The organism is Gordonia jinghuaiqii, from assembly GCF_014041935.1.
In the GTDB taxonomy this organism is placed as follows: Bacteria; Actinomycetota; Actinomycetes; order Mycobacteriales; family Mycobacteriaceae; genus Gordonia; species Gordonia jinghuaiqii.
Genome location: NZ_CP059491.1, coordinates 3,184,848 through 3,200,507, shown reverse-complemented (window position 1 = coordinate 3,200,507; position 15,660 = coordinate 3,184,848). Strand labels below are relative to the sequence as shown.

The following is a 15,660-nucleotide window of genomic DNA, read 5'->3' as shown; positions in this document are numbered from 1 at the left end:
GTGGAGGTAGTGATGCTGTTTTCTGCGCTCCCGGCCAAGCAGGGTCTGTACGACCCGGAGGCCGAGGTCGACTCGTGTGGCGTGGCGATGGTCGCCGACATCCACGGCCGCCGTTCGCATTCGATCGTCGCCGACGGCCTGCTCGCCCTGGAGAACCTCGACCATCGCGGTGCGGCAGGGGCCGAGACCAACAGCGGTGACGGCGCCGGAATCCTGATCCAGCTGCCCGACGAACTGCTGCGCGCCACCGCAGGCTTCGAGCTCCCCGAACCCGACCCCGACGGCTCCCAGACCTACGCCGCGGGGATCTGTTTCCTCCCGACGGACCCCGAGCTGCGTCGACGCGCGATGGACCGGGTCGAGACGCTCGCCGCCGACGAGGGCATCACCATCCTGGGGTGGCGGGATCTGCCCGTCGACCATGAGCACGCCGATGTCGGCGGGACGGCCGTCGAGTGCATGCCGTACATGATGCAGCTGTTCGTGACGGTCGACCCCCAGCCTGGGGCCGACCGGCTCGCCGGCCTCGAACTCGACCGCTACATCTATCCGTTCCGCAAGCAGGCCGAACGGGTGACGCCGGAGATCGACGAGGCAGGAACCGGCCTGTATTTCCCGTCGCTGTCGAGCCGGACGATGGTGTACAAGGGCATGCTCACCACCATGCAGCTGCCCCTCTACTACGAGGATCTGCGCGACGAGCGCTGCCGGAGCGCGATCGCCATCGTGCACTCGCGTTTCTCCACCAACACCTTCCCGTCGTGGCCGCTGGCGCACCCGTTCCGGTTCGTCGCGCACAACGGCGAGATCAACACGGTTCGCGGCAACCGCAACCGGATGCGCGCTCGCGAGGCACTCCTCGAGACCGACCTCATCCCGGGCGATCTCAAGCGCGCCTTCCCGATCTGCACACCCGAGGCGTCGGACTCGGCGTCGCTCGACGAGGTGCTCGAACTCCTCCATCTCGGTGGCCGCAGCGTGCACCACGCGGTGATGATGATGGTTCCGGAGGCCTGGGAGAACGTCCCCGACATGGATCCGAGACGACGGGCGTTCCTGCAGTTCAACGCGTCGCTGATGGAGGCGTGGGACGGACCCGCGTGCGTCACGTTCACCGACGGCACAGTCGTGGGCGCGGTCCTCGACCGCAACGGCCTCCGCCCCGGGCGCTGGTGGCAGACCCGCGACGGCCGCGTCATCCTGGCCTCGGAATCGGGTGTGCTCGACGTGCCGGTGGAGGATGTGGTCAGCAAGGGCCGTCTCGAACCTGGCCGGATGTTCCTCGTCGACACCAGGGAGGGCCGGATCATCCCCGACGAGGAGATCAAGGGCGACCTGATGGGCGCCGAGGCCTACGACGAATGGCTTCATGCCGGGCTCCTCGACATCGCGACCCTGCCGGACCGGCCGGTCTTCCAGCCCAACCACGACACCGTTGTCCGCCGCCAGCAGTCCTTCGGGTACACCGAGGAGGACCTGCGCGTGCTGCTGACGCCGATGGCGGCGTCGGGCTACGAGCCGCTCGGTTCCATGGGCACCGACACCCCGGTGGCCGTGCTCTCCCAGCGGTCACGACTGCTCTACGACTACTTCGTCGAGCTGTTCGCCCAGGTCACGAACCCGCCGCTGGACGCGATCCGCGAGGAGATCGTCACCTCGATGAGCCGTGTGATGGGTCCGGAGCAGAACCTGTTGCGTCCCACCGCGGCGTCGTGCCGGCAGATATTGCTGCACTGGCCCGTCCTCGACAACGCCGACCTCGCCAAACTCGTCCACATCAACGACGACGGCGACAACCCCGGTCTCTCGGCCAAAGTGCTCCGCGCCCTGTACGAGGTGTCCGAGGGTGGCCCCGGGCTTGCCGCCGCGCTCGAGGACCTACGCAACCGGGCCAGTCAGGCCATCGCCGAGGGTCACACCACGCTGGTGATCTCCGACCGCCTCACCGACTCCGACCATGCACCCATCCCGTCGCTGCTGGCGACCTCGGCCGTCCATCACCACCTGGTGCGGACCAAGGAACGCACCCGCGTCGCGCTCGTGGTGGAGTCCGGCGACGCCCGCGAGGTCCACCACATCGCCACGCTCATCGGTTTCGGTGCGGCCGCGGTCAATCCGTACCTCGCGCTGGAGACCATCGAGGATCTCATCGCCGAGGGGGAGCTGACCGGTGTCACCCGATCCAAGGCCATCCGCAACTACCTCGAGGCGCTCGGCAAGGGCGTGCTGAAGGTGATGAGCAAGATGGGTATCTCGACCATCAGCTCCTACACCGCGGCGCAGGCCTTCGAGGCGGTCGGACTGTCCTCGGAGGTGGTGCGCGAGTACTTCACGCGCACGGTGTCGCGGATCGAGGGCGTCGGGCTCGACGAGCTGGCGCAGGAGGTGCGCATCCGTCACCACCGCGCCTTCCCGGAGAACCGCACCGAGCAGGTCTATCGGCGTCTCGAGGTCGGTGGCGAGTACCAGTACCGACGCGAGGGCGAGCTGCATCTGTTCAGCCCCGAGACCATCTTCCTGCTGCAGCACGCAACCAAGACCGGGCAGTCGGAGATCTTCCGGAAGTACTGCGACGAGGTCGACCGGCTCTCCCGCGAGGGCGGCACCCTGCGTGGCCTGTTCGACTTCGATTTCCAAGCGCGCGAACCGATCCCGCTCGAGGAGGTGGAACCGGCCGAAGAGATCATGAAGCGCTTCAACACCGGTGCCATGAGCTACGGCTCGATCTCGGCCGAGGCCCACGAGACCATCGCGATGGCGATGAACAAGATCGGCGGGCGCTCCAATTCGGGTGAGGGTGGAGAGGACGTCGAACGGCTCTACGACCCCGAACGACGCAGCGCGGTCAAACAGGTCGCGTCGGGACGCTTCGGTGTCACCAGCGACTACCTGATCAACGCGACCGACATCCAGATCAAGATGGCGCAGGGCGCGAAACCCGGTGAGGGCGGCCAGCTCCCGGCCTACAAGGTGTACCCGTGGATCGCCAAGACGAGGCATTCGACGCCGGGGGTCGCACTGATCTCACCGCCGCCCCATCACGACATCTACTCGATCGAGGACCTCGCCCAGCTGATCCACGACCTGAAGAACGCCAACTCGCATGCACGCATCCATGTGAAGCTGGTCAGTGCGGTCGGCGTCGGCACGGTCGCGACCGGGGTGTCGAAGGCGCATGCCGACGTCGTTCTCATATCCGGGCACGACGGCGGTACCGGCGCGTCGCCGCTGACGTCGCTCAAGCATGCCGGAACCCCGTGGGAGATCGGCCTCGCCGACGCCCAGCAGACGTTGATGCTCAACGGACTTCGCGACCGAATCACCGTGCAGTGTGACGGCGCACTGCGCACCGGTCGCGACGTCATCACCGCGGCGCTGCTCGGCGCGGAGGAGTACGGCTTCTCGACCGCGCCGCTGATCGTGGCCGGGTGCATCATGATGCGTGTCTGTCACCTCGACACGTGTCCGGTGGGGGTCGCCACGCAGAACCCGGTGCTGCGCTCCCGGTTCACCGGACAGGTCGAGCACCTGGTCAACTTCTTCCGGTTCATCGCCGAAGACGTGCGGAAATACCTGGCACAGTTGGGATATCGGACCCTCGACGAGGCGATCGGTCAGTCGGATCGGCTCCACACCGACACCGCGGTGGCGCACTGGAAGTCCAAGGGGCTCGATCTCAACCCGATCTTCCGCAAGGTCGAGAACAAGGGGCCGAGCCGTCGGGTGCGTGAGCAGTACCACGCACTCGACCGCGCGCTGGACCAGACGCTGATCCAGCTCGCCGAGGGTGCGCTCGAAGACGCACACCCGGTCACCCTGGAACTGCCGGTGCGCAACGTGAATCGAACGGTCGGTACATTGCTCGGCGCGGAGGTCACCCGCCGGTACGGCGCCGACGGACTCGCCGAGGACACCATCGCGGTCGAACTCACGGGCTCGGCCGGTCAGTCGCTCGGTGCGTTCCTGCCGCCTGGGGTGACGATCAAACTCATCGGTGACACCAACGACTACGTCGGCAAGGGGCTGTGCGGCGGCAAGATCGTCGTCGCACCGAACCCCGACTCGTTGTTCATCGCCGAAGATCAGGTGATCGCCGGGAACACCATTCTGTACGGCGCAACTGCCGGCGAGGTGTATCTGAGAGGCCGTGTGGGCGAACGGTTCTCGGTCCGGAATTCGGGTGCGACCGCGGTGGTCGAGGGTGTGGGCGACCACGCCTGCGAGTACATGACCGGTGGGCGGGTGGTGGTGCTCGGCCCGACCGGGCGCAACCTGGCAGCCGGAATGTCGGGCGGTATCGCCTTCGTGCACGACCTCGACCGCGGCAAGGTGAACATGGCCATGGTCGAACTCATGCGTCCCGACCCCGACGATCTGGACTGGCTGAAACAGATCATCACCACCCACACCGAACTCACCGGCTCGGCCATCGGCGCGTCGATCCTGGCGGACTGGCCCCGGCGCTGCCTGGCCTTCACCAAGGTGATGCCCACCGACTACAAGCGTGTCCTCGACGCGGCCAGGATGGCCGAAGCCGAAGGGCTCGACGTCGATTCAGCGATCATGGAGGCGGCTCGTGGCTGATCCACGCGGATTCCTGGAAATCCCGAAGAAGGAAGCGAAGTACCGTCCGGTCGCCGAACGCGTCCAGGACTGGGACGACGTCTACGAGCACGCCGACAACCCGATCAAGGTGCTCGGCGAGGTCAGCACCCAGGCCCGGCGCTGCATGGACTGCGGTATCCCGTTCTGCCACTCCGGAACCGCCGGCTGTCCGCTGGGCAATCTGATCCCCGAGTGGAACGACCTGGTCCGGCGCGGACGGTGGGACGCGGCGAGCAGCCGCCTGCATGCCACCAACAATTTCCCGGAGTTCACCGGGATGGTGTGCCCCGCGCCGTGTGAGTCGGCGTGTGTGCTGTCGATCTCCGAGCAGGCCACCGGCGGCAGTGTGACCATCAAACGCATCGAGAAGACCATCGCCTACGAGTCGTGGGCCGAAGGCGTCATCGGCCCCGAGCCGCCCGAGTCGAGGACCGGCAAATCGGTCGGTGTCGTCGGCTCGGGCCCGGCCGGACTCGCTGCGGCACAACAGCTGACCCGCGCCGGTCACGACGTGACCGTCTACGAGCGCGACGACCGCCTCGGTGGTCTGCTCCGTTACGGCATCCCCGAGTACAAGCTGCAGAAGTCCGACATCGACCGTCGGATCGCCCAGATGCGCGCCGAGGGAACGGAATTCGTGACCAACTGCGACGTCGGCGTCGAGCTCACGGTTGCCGACCTGAACGCCCGGCACGACGCGGTGGTCCTGGCAATCGGCGCCATGGAGGCCCGCGACAACCCGGTCCCCGGTCGGGAACTGAACGGGGTCCATCTGGCGATGGAGCATCTCGTGCCGGCCAACAAGGAATGCGAGGGCGACGGACCGTCGCCGGTCACCGCGGCGGGCAAGAACGTGGTGATCATCGGCGGCGGCGACACCGGTGCCGACTGTCTGGGCACCGCGCACCGTCAGGGCGCGGCGTCGGTGGTGCAACTGGACTACAACCCGGAACTGCCGGGTGAACGCGACGACGAACGGTCCCCGTGGCCGACGTGGCCGCTGGTCATGCGGACCTCCAGTGCCCATGCCGAGGGCGGCGAGCGCATGCATCAGGTGGCCGTGCAGCGATTCGTCGGCGACGCCGACGGCAATGTGACCGCGCTGGTGCTCGCGGAGGTCGAGATCCGGCGCGACGCCGACGGCCGTCGGGAGATCACGCCGGTCGGCGAAGAGTTCGAGATCCCTTGTGAGCTGGCGCTGTTCGCCATCGGTTTCGCCGGGGTGGAGCGGTCGGAGCTGTTGACCGACATGGGGATCGAACCCAACAAACGCGGTGCCATCACCTGCGGAAGTGACTGGCAGACCGACGCCGAGGGCGTGTTCGTCTGCGGTGACGCGCATCGCGGGGCGTCGCTGGTGGTCTGGGCCATCGCGGAAGGGCGTTCGGCGGCCCGCGCGGTGGACGAGTTCCTGGTCGGCGAGTCCGACCTCCCGTCGCCCGTCCGTCCGGCATCGTTACCGCTCTCGGTGCGGTGAGGCGCCTTCGTGTGACGAAGACGTTCGTCCGGGTTTCCGTGACATCGGGTGCCGGCGCCGAACACGCGCGGCCCCAACAAGTTAAGTAATGTTCATACCCGGCGGTAGACGCCCGCCACCAGCGATAACACCTGATGGCCTGCCGGTGACAACTCGCCCGCCACATGGAGATGCGAACCCGACGGGACTAAGGTGGCCTTGTGACACGCCGAACCAAGATTGTCTGCACCCTGGGCCCGGCCACCGCCAGCGACGAGCGTCTCAAAGAGCTCGTCGAGTGCGGTATGGATGTGGCCCGGATGAACTTCAGCCACGGTACGCATGAGGACCATGCGGCCGTCTACGCGCGCGTCCGCAAGGCCTCGGACGCGACGGAGAAGGCCGTCGGCGTCCTCGCCGATCTCCAGGGGCCCAAGATCCGCCTCGGCCGTTTCGACGGCTGCGACGGTTCGACGGTGTGGGAGACCGGTGATGAGGTGCGGATCACCGTCGACGACGTCGAAGGCACCCATGACCGGGTCTCGACCACCTACAAGCAGCTCGCCGAAGACGCCAACGCCGGTGACCGACTCCTCGTCGACGACGGCAAGGTCGGTCTGACGGTGTCCTCGATCGACGGCAACGACGTGGTCTGCACGGTCACCGAGGGCGGACCGGTCAGCAACAACAAGGGTCTGTCCCTGCCGGGTATGAGCGTTTCGGTGCCCGCGATGTCGGAGAAGGACATCGCCGACCTCGAATTCGCCCTCGAGCTGGGCGTCGACCTGGTCGCCCTGTCGTTCGTCCGCGGTCCGTCCGACATCGAACTGGTCCACGAGGTCATGGATCGTGTCGGGCGTCGTGTGCCGGTCATCGCCAAACTCGAGAAGCCCGAGGCCATCGACAACCTCGAGGCCATCGTGCTGGCCTTCGACGCGATCATGGTGGCCCGTGGCGACCTGGGCGTCGAGCTGCCGCTCGAGCAGGTTCCGCTGGTGCAGAAGCGTGCCATCCAGATGGCGCGCGAGAACGCCAAGCCGGTGATCGTGGCGACCCAGATGCTCGACTCGATGATCGAGAACTCGCGCCCGACCCGCGCGGAGGCCTCCGACGTCGCCAACGCCGTGCTCGACGGCGCAGACGCGGTCATGCTCTCGGGGGAGACCTCGGTGGGCAAGTTCCCGATGGAGACCGTGCGCACGATGGATCGCATCTGCCGGGCCGTGGAGACCGGGCCGCGGGATGTGCCGCCGCTGTCGCATGTGCCGCGCACCAAGCGCGGTGTCATCTCCTACGCCGCGCGCGACATCGGTGAGCGGCTCGAGGTGAAGGCCCTCGTCGCGTTCACCCAGTCCGGCGACACCGTCCGCCGACTCGCACGGCTGCACTCACGCCTGCCGCTGCTGGCGTTCACCCCGACGCAGGCGGTGCGCAGCCAGCTCGCGCTGAGCTGGGGGACCGAGACCTTCATCGTCGACCATGTCGACACCACCGATCACATGATCGATCAGGTCGACCATCAGCTGTTGCGTATCGGTCGTCTCGCCGAAGGTGACGTCGTGGTCATCGTCGCCGGCGCGCCGCCCGGCACCGTGGGCTCGACCAACCTCATCCACGTTCACCGCATCGGCGAACAGGACCACTGAGCTCCTGTCCGAGGCGGAGGCCGCGATGCGGGGCGGGTGCATGTCCCGGCCCCGATCGGTCATAGGGTGTGTGGCATGACCGTGGAACAGGCCGGGGATCTCGGCAAACTGCTCGCGCTGCTCGACGTCGAACGTGCCGGCGATGACCTGTTCATCGGGCAACACCCCGAACAGGTCACCGCACGGACGTTCGGCGGCCAGCTCCTCGGCCAGGGGGTGGTCGCCGCGGCGCGCACCCTCACGCGCGGCAACCCGCCGATCCACGCGCTGCACGCCCACTTCATCCGCGGCGGCGACGTCACCAAGCCGATGGAGTACCACGTCGACCGGTTCCGCGACGGCAAGTCCTTCGCCAATCGGCAGGTGACCGCCGAACAGGACGGCGAAGAGATCTTCACGATGCTGGTGGCGTTCCAGGACAACACCTCAGGACTCGAGCACGCCGTCGAGATCCCGCAGGTGCCGTATCCGGAGGAATTGCCCACTCTCGGTGAGCATTTCGAGGGCTACGAGGATCGCATCGCGACCTTCGTGAACGCCTTGCACCCCATCGACATCCGATTCGCCAACGATCCGAGCTGGAAGGCGAAGGAAGCGGGACACAAACTCACCGACAACCGGGTGTGGATGCGGACCGACGGTGCGATGCCCGACGACCCGGTGATGCACGTTGCCGCAATGTGTTACGCCTCCGACACCACGGTGCTCGACTCGATCATCACCACCCACGGACTGTCGTGGGGTATCGACCGGTTGTTCGCCGCGACCGTCAACCACTCGATGTGGTTCCACCGCGACTTCCGCTTCGACGACTGGCTCCTCTATGCGACGCGCTCGCCGGTGGCGACGGGGTCACGCGGGATGGGTTCGGGCCGGTTCTGGAAACGCGACGGCACCCTGGCGACGTCGGTCGTGCAGGAAGCGCTGATCAAGTACTTCCCGCCCAAGAAGTGACAACGACCGGTAGGCGACTACCGGTGGGCGACAACCGGTGGCGGGTGCGAGTGACGGGGGCGAGGCGGGTATGACCCAGCAGATGTGGCTCGACCCGGGCCCGGCACTGCCGCGGCGCTCGTGGCAGCGCCGGACCCGCACACCGGTCATCATCGTGACGTCGGTCGCGATGGTGCTCTTCGCGGCCGTCGTCGCATCGGCACTGCTGACCGGACTGCTCACCACCCCGACATTCACCGCCAAGGGCGGGGTGATCGTGGATTGTGCGACAGAGGTTGCCGAGACCCCGGACGGCGGCCGGATCGCCCGCGGTGCCGCTGTCGTCGTCTTCGACGCCGCAGGGGGAGAGGTCGCCTCGACCACCCTGACGACGCTGCTGCGCAGCGACCTGGGCTGCCAGCTCACCTTCGAGGCCGACGGAGTCGACTACACCGACGCCGGTTATGTGGTCACCGTCGGGGACCGCTTCTCCCAGTCGGTCTCCACCGCGGCCCTCGAACGGGGCGCGGTCCTGCGGACCCTCGGCTGAGGAGCACGGTTCCCCGGGCGCGGTTGGCCGGACACGGCCTGAACGTCGGGTTAAACTTCGCCGGATCATCGTTGCGCCGGATCTCGTTGTGCCGATCCGTTCTTCGGCGCAGCAGAACTGGAACACCGGAGCGTGATGTCCCCTGGGGCGTCCGAGGCGAGGAGCGTGCGTGGAGTACAGCATCGACTGGGGTAACGAGGTGTGGGCCAGCCTCAAGTGGCTGGCCATCGCCTTCGGGATCGCCGCGGCGGTCACCCTCGTCATCGGTTTCCTGCTCGCCCGCTTCAGTCGCTGGGGCGGCCCCCTCTGGAGCGTCATCGGTGGGTTCTTCACCGGATCGAAGACCAGGGTCGCGGCGTGGGGACTCGTCATCGCCCTCACCCTGCTCGCGCTGTTCGGCGTGCGGGTCTCGGTGTTGTTCTCCTACTTCAGCAACGATCTGTACACCGCGTTGCAGACCGCTGCCGAGGGGTTGGCCTCCGGCGGCCCGCAGGGCGCGGACCTGCTCGAGATGGGCAAGGAGGCGTTCTGGCACTCGATGGCGGTGTTCGGCATCCTCGCCGCGATCCACGTCGCGCGCACGATGCTGGAGATCTACGTCGGCGCGGCCTTCGAGATCAGACTCCGGTACTGGCTCACCGAAGGTGCCGCAGCCGACTGGATGGCGGGCCGGGCCTTCTATCGCAACCGCTTCGTCGACCTCAGTGCCGGCTTGCTGCGCCGCAGGCGTTTTCGGCGCGGCAAGCCCGATGCCAAACGCAAGCCCGCCGACATCCATCCCGGAGTCGACAACCCCGATCAGCGCATCGAGGCCGACATCACCAATGTCGCCTCCCTCGGCTCGTCGCTGTTCTGGGGTGGTGGCGGGTCGTCGACCAACGGCGTCCTCACCGCGTGTGCCTCGATCGTGTCGTTCACGATCATCCTGTGGGACCTGTCGGGGCCGGTGACTCTCGGCGGGGTCGAGATACCGCGCATGATGGTCTGGCTGGTGCTGGTCTACGTGCTGGTGGCCAGCGTCGTGGCCTTCGCCATCGGTCGACCGTTGATCCGACTGAACTTCTGGCGCGAACGCCTCACGGCGAACTTCCGCTACGCGCTCGTCCGCATCCGCGACGGCGCCGAGAACGTCGCCCTGTATCGCGGCGAACGTGTCGAACACGCCGGCCTGATGAACCGATTCAGTGCCGTCGTCAAGAACTTCTGGCAAATTGTCCATGTGCAGCTGGCATTCGTGGGCTGGAACTTCAGCGTCACCCAGCTGTCGGTGGTGTTCCCGTATCTGGTGCAGGCGCCGCGGTTCTTCGACGGACAGATCAAGCTCGGCGACATGTCCCAGACGGCGTCGGCCTTCGGCGAGATGCACGACGCACTCTCGTTCTTCCGCAATGCCTATGACGATTTCACCGCCCTGCGCGCATCCATCATCCGTCTCGACGGGCTCGCCGACGCCGATGCACGGTCGCGCACACTGCCCGAGATCAAGACCGTGGACCGTGAGGGTGCGGTTGCGCTGTCCGACATCGACATCAGCACACCGAGCGGTGATGAACTGATCCGCTCGCTCAACCTGTCGCTGGCTCCCGGTGCGGCCCTGGTGGTCAAGGGCCGGTCGGGTTCGGGCAAGACCACTCTGCTGCGAGGCCTGGCCGGGCTGTGGCCCTTCATCGACGGCGAGTTCGCCCGGCCCCCGGGCCGGCAGACGTTGTTCCTCTCGCAGATGCCCTATATCCCGCTGGGCGATCTGCGGACGGCCGTCGCCTATCCGGCGCTGCCCGACGACATCGGCGACGAGGAGATCAAGACGGCGCTCGAGAAGGTGTTCCTGCCGCATCTCATCGGCCGCCTCGACGAGGAGCAGGACTGGGTGAAGGTGCTCTCGCCGGGCGAGCAGCAGCGTGTGGCGTTCGCCCGCATCCTGCTGACCCGTCCGCAGGCCGTCTTCATGGACGAGGCGACCTCTGCCGTCGACGAGGGACTCGAGTTCGCGTTGTACTCGCTCATCCGCACCGAACTCCCCGAGACGATCCTGGTGTCGGTGAGTCACCGCAGCACCACCGATCAGCACCACACCGAGGTCCTGGAACTGACAGGTGGAGGGGCGTGGACCCTGAACCCGACCGACGCGGGTCCTTCGTTAGACAAACATTCTTGACCTGAGAGTTTGCGATTCGATTACCGATCGGGTCAACCCGTCCTGAAATCCGGCGCGGCTGGTTAGTGTGATCTCAACCACATTTATCAGCGAGTCGAGGACGCGATGCCCGCATCAGAACTGATCACGTTCCCCCATCAGACCGGTGTCGCAGTGGCGACGCTCCCGGCTGCCTTCCAGGAGACGGTCACCGTGCGGCCCGACGCGGTCGCGCTGCGCACGGTCGGTGGGCTCCAGGAGATCACCTGGTCTGAATACGCACGCCGCGTCGAGGCCATCGCCGGCGGTCTCGCGGCGCTCGGGGTGCGGCGTGGGGACACCGTCGGCATCATGCTGACCAACCGCCCGGAGTTCCACCTGGTCGACACCGCGGCGCTGCACCTCGGTGCGGTGCCGTTCTCCATCTACAACACGAGCTCACCCCAGCAGGTCGAGTATCTGTTCGGCAACGCCGACAATGCGGTGGTGGTCACCGAGCAGGCCTTCCTGCCGACCATCACCGCAGCGTCGACCGGTGTGTCGACCACGATAGTGGTCGACGGTGTGGCCTCCGGTGCGATGTCTCTCGCCGACCTCGAGGCGATGTCTGCGCCGGCAGGCTTCGACCTCACCGCATCGTGGCAGGCCGTCGAGCCCGAGGATCTGGCGACGATCATCTACACGTCGGGCACCACCGGTCCGCCGAAGGGGGTCGAGATCACCCACCGGAACATCGTCGCGGAGATGACGGCGCTCGTCGACGTGGTGGCCGCCGGGTTCGACGATCGGGCGATCTCGTATCTGCCCGCGGCGCACATCGCCGACCGCGTGTCATCACACGCGGCGAACATGATGCGTGGCATCCAGATCACCACGGTGCCCGACCCGCGCGAGATCGCGGCGGCGCTTCCCGAGGTGCACCCGACGTTCTTCTTCGGCGTTCCACGGGTATGGCAGAAGATCCGGGCGGGGATAGAGGCGAAGCTCGCCGACGAGTCGAGTCCGGTGAAGAAGGCCCTCGCCGGCTGGGCGTTCGGGGTCGGCGCCGCCGCCGCGGAGGCCGAACTCGGCGGCAAGGGAATGGGCGCGCTCGGCGGAGTCCAGCATGCTCTCGCCGACCGGCTCGTCCTCCACAAGGTGCGGACCACGCTCGGCCTCGACCAGGTGTCATTTGCCGGATCGGGTGCCGCGGCGATCCCGCCAGAGGTCCTGAAGTTCTTCCTGGGCCTGGGAATTCCGGTGCTCGAAGTGTGGGGGATGTCGGAGACCACCGGGGTCTCGACGATGACGACCAGCGACAATCTCAAGATCGGCACGGTGGGCACACCGGTGCGCGGGATGGAGGTCAGGCTCGCCGACGACGGAGAACTACTGGTGCGCGGCCCGGTCGTGATGAAGGGATACCGCAAACAACCGGACAAGACGGCCGAGACCATCGACGCCGACGGCTGGCTCTCCACCGGCGACATCGCGACGATCGACGACGACGGAAACGTGACGATCGTCGACCGCAAGAAGGAGCTGATGATCAACGAATCCGGAAAGAACATGTCGCCGACCAACATCGAGAACGCGATGAAGGCGGCGTCGTCGCTGATCGGTCAGGTGGCCGCGATCGGCGACGCCAGGCCGTATGTGTCGGCACTCGTGGTCCTCGATCCGGACGCGGCGGCCGCGCGCGCCAAGATGCTGAATCTGGGCGGTGCCGACCTCACCGAGTTGTCCGCACATCCCGACGTGGTCGAGGAGATCTCGGTGGCGATCCGGACGGGGAACAGCCGACTGTCCCGCGTCGAGCAGGTCAAGCGGTTCACCATCGTGCCGACGGCCTGGGATCCCGGCGGCGACGAGCTGACCCCGACGATGAAGCTGCGGCGCAACCCGATCGCCGACAAGTACGCCACCGAGATCGGTGCGCTGTACGAGACACGGCCGGGCGGGTCCGTCGTGGACCTCCGGTCATGACCGCGTCGGCCCCGGCAGGTGAGGAGAACGCGGAGCGTGAGCTGGGGCCGGTCGACTACATCGTCGTGGAGTGGGCGGGTGGGCAACCGACCGGTGCGGTGACTGTGCTCGAGACCTAGCAGGCGTCGATGGCCCCTGGGTCGTCGAACGTCTCCAGGGACCGACGCGACGTGTCCTTGAGTGCGACGCCCGACCGGCCGAGTCTGCGGGCGCCCTCGACCAGCGCGGCGGTGGTGCGCGCGGCGTTCTCGTAGTTCAGGCCGTCGGGCGGGTGGATGTTGGAGATGCAGTTTCGGTCGGCGTCGGTCCGGCCGGGTCTGGGCAGGTGGGTGAGGTAGATCCCGAGGCTGTCGGCGACCGAGAGACCGGGCCGCTCACCGACGATCACGATGACAGTGGTGACTCCCAGCGCCTCACCGATGTGGTCGCCGAGGGCCACCCGCGCCTGCGTGGCGATGACCGGCGGGGCGATGGAGTAGCGGCCGTCGAAGACGTCGAGGAGCGCGGCGACCAGGCCGTGTGCGTGGTCGACGACCGCGCGCGGTGACAAGCCGTCGGCGATGACGATGCCGATCTCGGCATCGGCGCAGGGCACCTCGGACAGATCCGCGGGCCGCCGGCCGAGGTCGGGACGACGCAGATACTCGCTGCGCGTCGACGCCTGGCTGGTGACGACCACCGGTGTCCCGATGCCGAGGTCGGCGAGGGTGCCCGCGAATGCCGCGGCGTCGAGCGGGTCATGGACGGCGTCGCGTGCGGCGGCGTGTGCGGCCTGGAACTCCAGCACCCGCCGCGACGGCAGCGAGTTCCCGGCGCGCCCGAGGCCGATGCGCGCCTGCGTGGTCTTCCGCATCTCCGCCCAGACGTCCGAGGTCTCGCCGGGTTCGGGCAGATCGTTGTGGCGAGGCGATGTCATCGGCCGGCCGTCAGGGACAGCAGGGGGGAGGTCGCCGGATCCACGGGCACGATGCGCCCGTGGCCGTCGACCATTCCCAGCCGTGCGAGCCAGGCCTCGAACTCCGGCGCGGGCCGCAGGTCCAGTGCCTGGCGGACGTAGAGCGCATCGTGGAAGGACAGGCTCTGATAGCCGAGCATCACATCGTCGGCGCCCGGAACGGTGATCACGAAGGCGGCGCCCGCGACACCGAGAAGCGTGAGAAGGGTGTCCATGTCGTCCTGGTCGGCCTCGGCGTGGTTGGTGTAGCAGACGTCGACGCCCATCGGCAGCCCGAGGATCTTGCCGCAGAAGTGGTCCTCGAGTCCGGCGCGGATGATCTGCTTGCCGTCGTAGAGGTATTCCGGGCCGATGAACCCCACGACGGTGTTGACGAGTAGCGGGTCCAGAGCCCGGGCCACCGCGTAGGCCCGGGTCTCGAGGGTCTGCTGGTCGACGGGTTTGCCTCCGGTACCGAGATGGGCTCCGGCCGAAAGTGCCGATCCCTGACCGGTTTCCAGGTACATGACGTTGTCGCCCACGGTGCCGCGGTGTAGCGACCGGCCGGCTTCGTCGGCCTCGGTGAGAATGTCCAGCGTGACCCCGAAGCCGGCATTGGCGCCTTCGGTGCCCGCGATCGACTGGAAGACGAGGTCGACCGGGACTCCCTGCCCGATGAGGTCGATGGTGGTGGTGACGTGTGACAGGACGCACGATTGCATCGGGATCTCGAAGCGTTGCCGGATCTCGTCGAGCATGTGGAGCAGGTCGGCGGTGGCCTGCGGTGAATCCGACGCGGGATTGATGCCGATGACCGCATCGCCGCAGCCCATCAACAGCCCGTCGAGTGTGGCCGCGGCGATACCGCGCGGATCGTCGGTGGGGTGATTCGGCTGCAGGCGGGTGGCGAGACGGCCTGGGAGCCCGACGGTGGTGCGGAACGCGGACGTCACCCTGGCGGCCGAGGCCACCAGGACGAGGTCCTGGTTGCGCATGATCTTCGACGCCGCGGCCACCATCTCCGGGGTGAGCCCGGCAGCGACACGTGTGATGCGTTCGGCCGCGTCGGGCCGAGCCGAGGTCTCGAGCAACCAGTCGCGGAATCCGCCGACGGTCAGATGCGAGATCTCGCCGAACGCGGCGCGGTCATGGGTGTCGACGATGAGACGGGTGACCTCGTCGGACTCATAGGGCACCAGCAGGTCCTCGAGGAACGTGGCCAACGGTACGTCGGCCAATTGCCATGCGGCGGCGGCACGTTCGGCATCCGAGCTCGCGGCGCATCCGGCGAGTTCATCACCCGATCGGCGCGGGGTGGCTTTCGCCATGAGTTCGACGAGGCCGTCGAACTCATACGTCGTCCCGGCGATCGCCTGGGCGTATCTCATCGGGTGTCGTCCTGGTGCGCCATGATCTCCGAAGTCTAGATTCCGGGTT

At 67.3% G+C, this 15,660-nt stretch carries 10 protein-coding genes; 8 read left to right on the top strand and 2 right to left on the bottom strand.

Annotation, left to right across the window (positions count from 1 at the left end; translation table 11 throughout):
* Nucleotides 1-12: 12 nt before the first annotated feature.
* From gltB to H1R19_RS23365, 8 genes are all read left to right on the top strand, one after another.
* Complete coding sequence (gene gltB, locus H1R19_RS14205) at nucleotides 13-4,584, top strand: glutamate synthase large subunit (RefSeq protein ID WP_219849363.1); 4,572 nt, start codon at nucleotides 13-15, stop codon at nucleotides 4,582-4,584.
* Nucleotides 4,577-6,082, top strand: coding sequence for a glutamate synthase subunit beta (locus H1R19_RS14200; protein WP_219849362.1), 1,506 nt, complete (start codon nucleotides 4,577-4,579; stop codon nucleotides 6,080-6,082). Before gltB ends, H1R19_RS14200 begins: the two co-directional genes overlap by 8 nt.
* Nucleotides 6,083-6,282: 200 nt before the next feature.
* Entirely contained in the window at nucleotides 6,283-7,707 is a 1,425-nt protein-coding gene (gene pyk, locus H1R19_RS14195; protein WP_188327903.1) for a pyruvate kinase, read from the top strand.
* Nucleotides 7,708-7,782: 75 nt separating this feature from the next.
* The gene (locus H1R19_RS14190; protein ID WP_188327904.1) at nucleotides 7,783-8,661 is read left to right on the top strand and encodes an acyl-CoA thioesterase; all 879 of its coding nucleotides are present in this window, start codon (nucleotides 7,783-7,785) and stop codon (nucleotides 8,659-8,661) included.
* Between the two features lie 70 nt (nucleotides 8,662-8,731).
* Nucleotides 8,732-9,190 carry a hypothetical protein gene (locus H1R19_RS14185; protein WP_219849361.1) on the top strand — a complete coding sequence of 153 codons (459 nt, stop codon included), beginning with the start codon at nucleotides 8,732-8,734 and terminating at the stop codon, nucleotides 9,188-9,190.
* Nucleotides 9,191-9,359: 169 nt separating this feature from the next.
* Nucleotides 9,360-11,345, top strand: coding sequence for an ABC transporter ATP-binding protein/permease (locus H1R19_RS14180; protein ID WP_188327906.1), 1,986 nt, complete (start codon nucleotides 9,360-9,362; stop codon nucleotides 11,343-11,345).
* Nucleotides 11,346-11,450: 105 nt separating this feature from the next.
* Entirely contained in the window at nucleotides 11,451-13,289 is a 1,839-nt protein-coding gene (locus tag H1R19_RS14175; protein ID WP_219849360.1) for an AMP-dependent synthetase/ligase, read from the top strand.
* On the top strand, nucleotides 13,286-13,408 hold the full coding sequence (locus H1R19_RS23365) for a hypothetical protein (RefSeq protein ID WP_257865655.1): 123 nt from the start codon (nucleotides 13,286-13,288) through the stop codon (nucleotides 13,406-13,408). The genes H1R19_RS14175 and H1R19_RS23365 overlap by 4 nt, the downstream gene beginning before the upstream one ends.
* Here the strand turns inward: H1R19_RS23365 and eutC are convergent.
* Together eutC and H1R19_RS14160 are read right to left on the bottom strand one after the other, a co-directional pair.
* Nucleotides 13,405-14,205, bottom strand: coding sequence for an ethanolamine ammonia-lyase subunit EutC (gene eutC, locus H1R19_RS14165; protein ID WP_219849359.1), 801 nt, complete (start codon nucleotides 14,203-14,205; stop codon nucleotides 13,405-13,407). The two genes, H1R19_RS23365 and eutC, sit on opposite strands and share 4 nt — an antisense overlap.
* A complete protein-coding gene (locus H1R19_RS14160) occupies nucleotides 14,202-15,611 on the bottom strand; it encodes an ethanolamine ammonia-lyase subunit EutB (RefSeq protein ID WP_219849358.1) in 1,410 nt (469 codons plus the stop codon). The genes eutC and H1R19_RS14160 overlap by 4 nt, the downstream gene beginning before the upstream one ends.
* Nucleotides 15,612-15,660 lie beyond the last annotated feature (49 nt).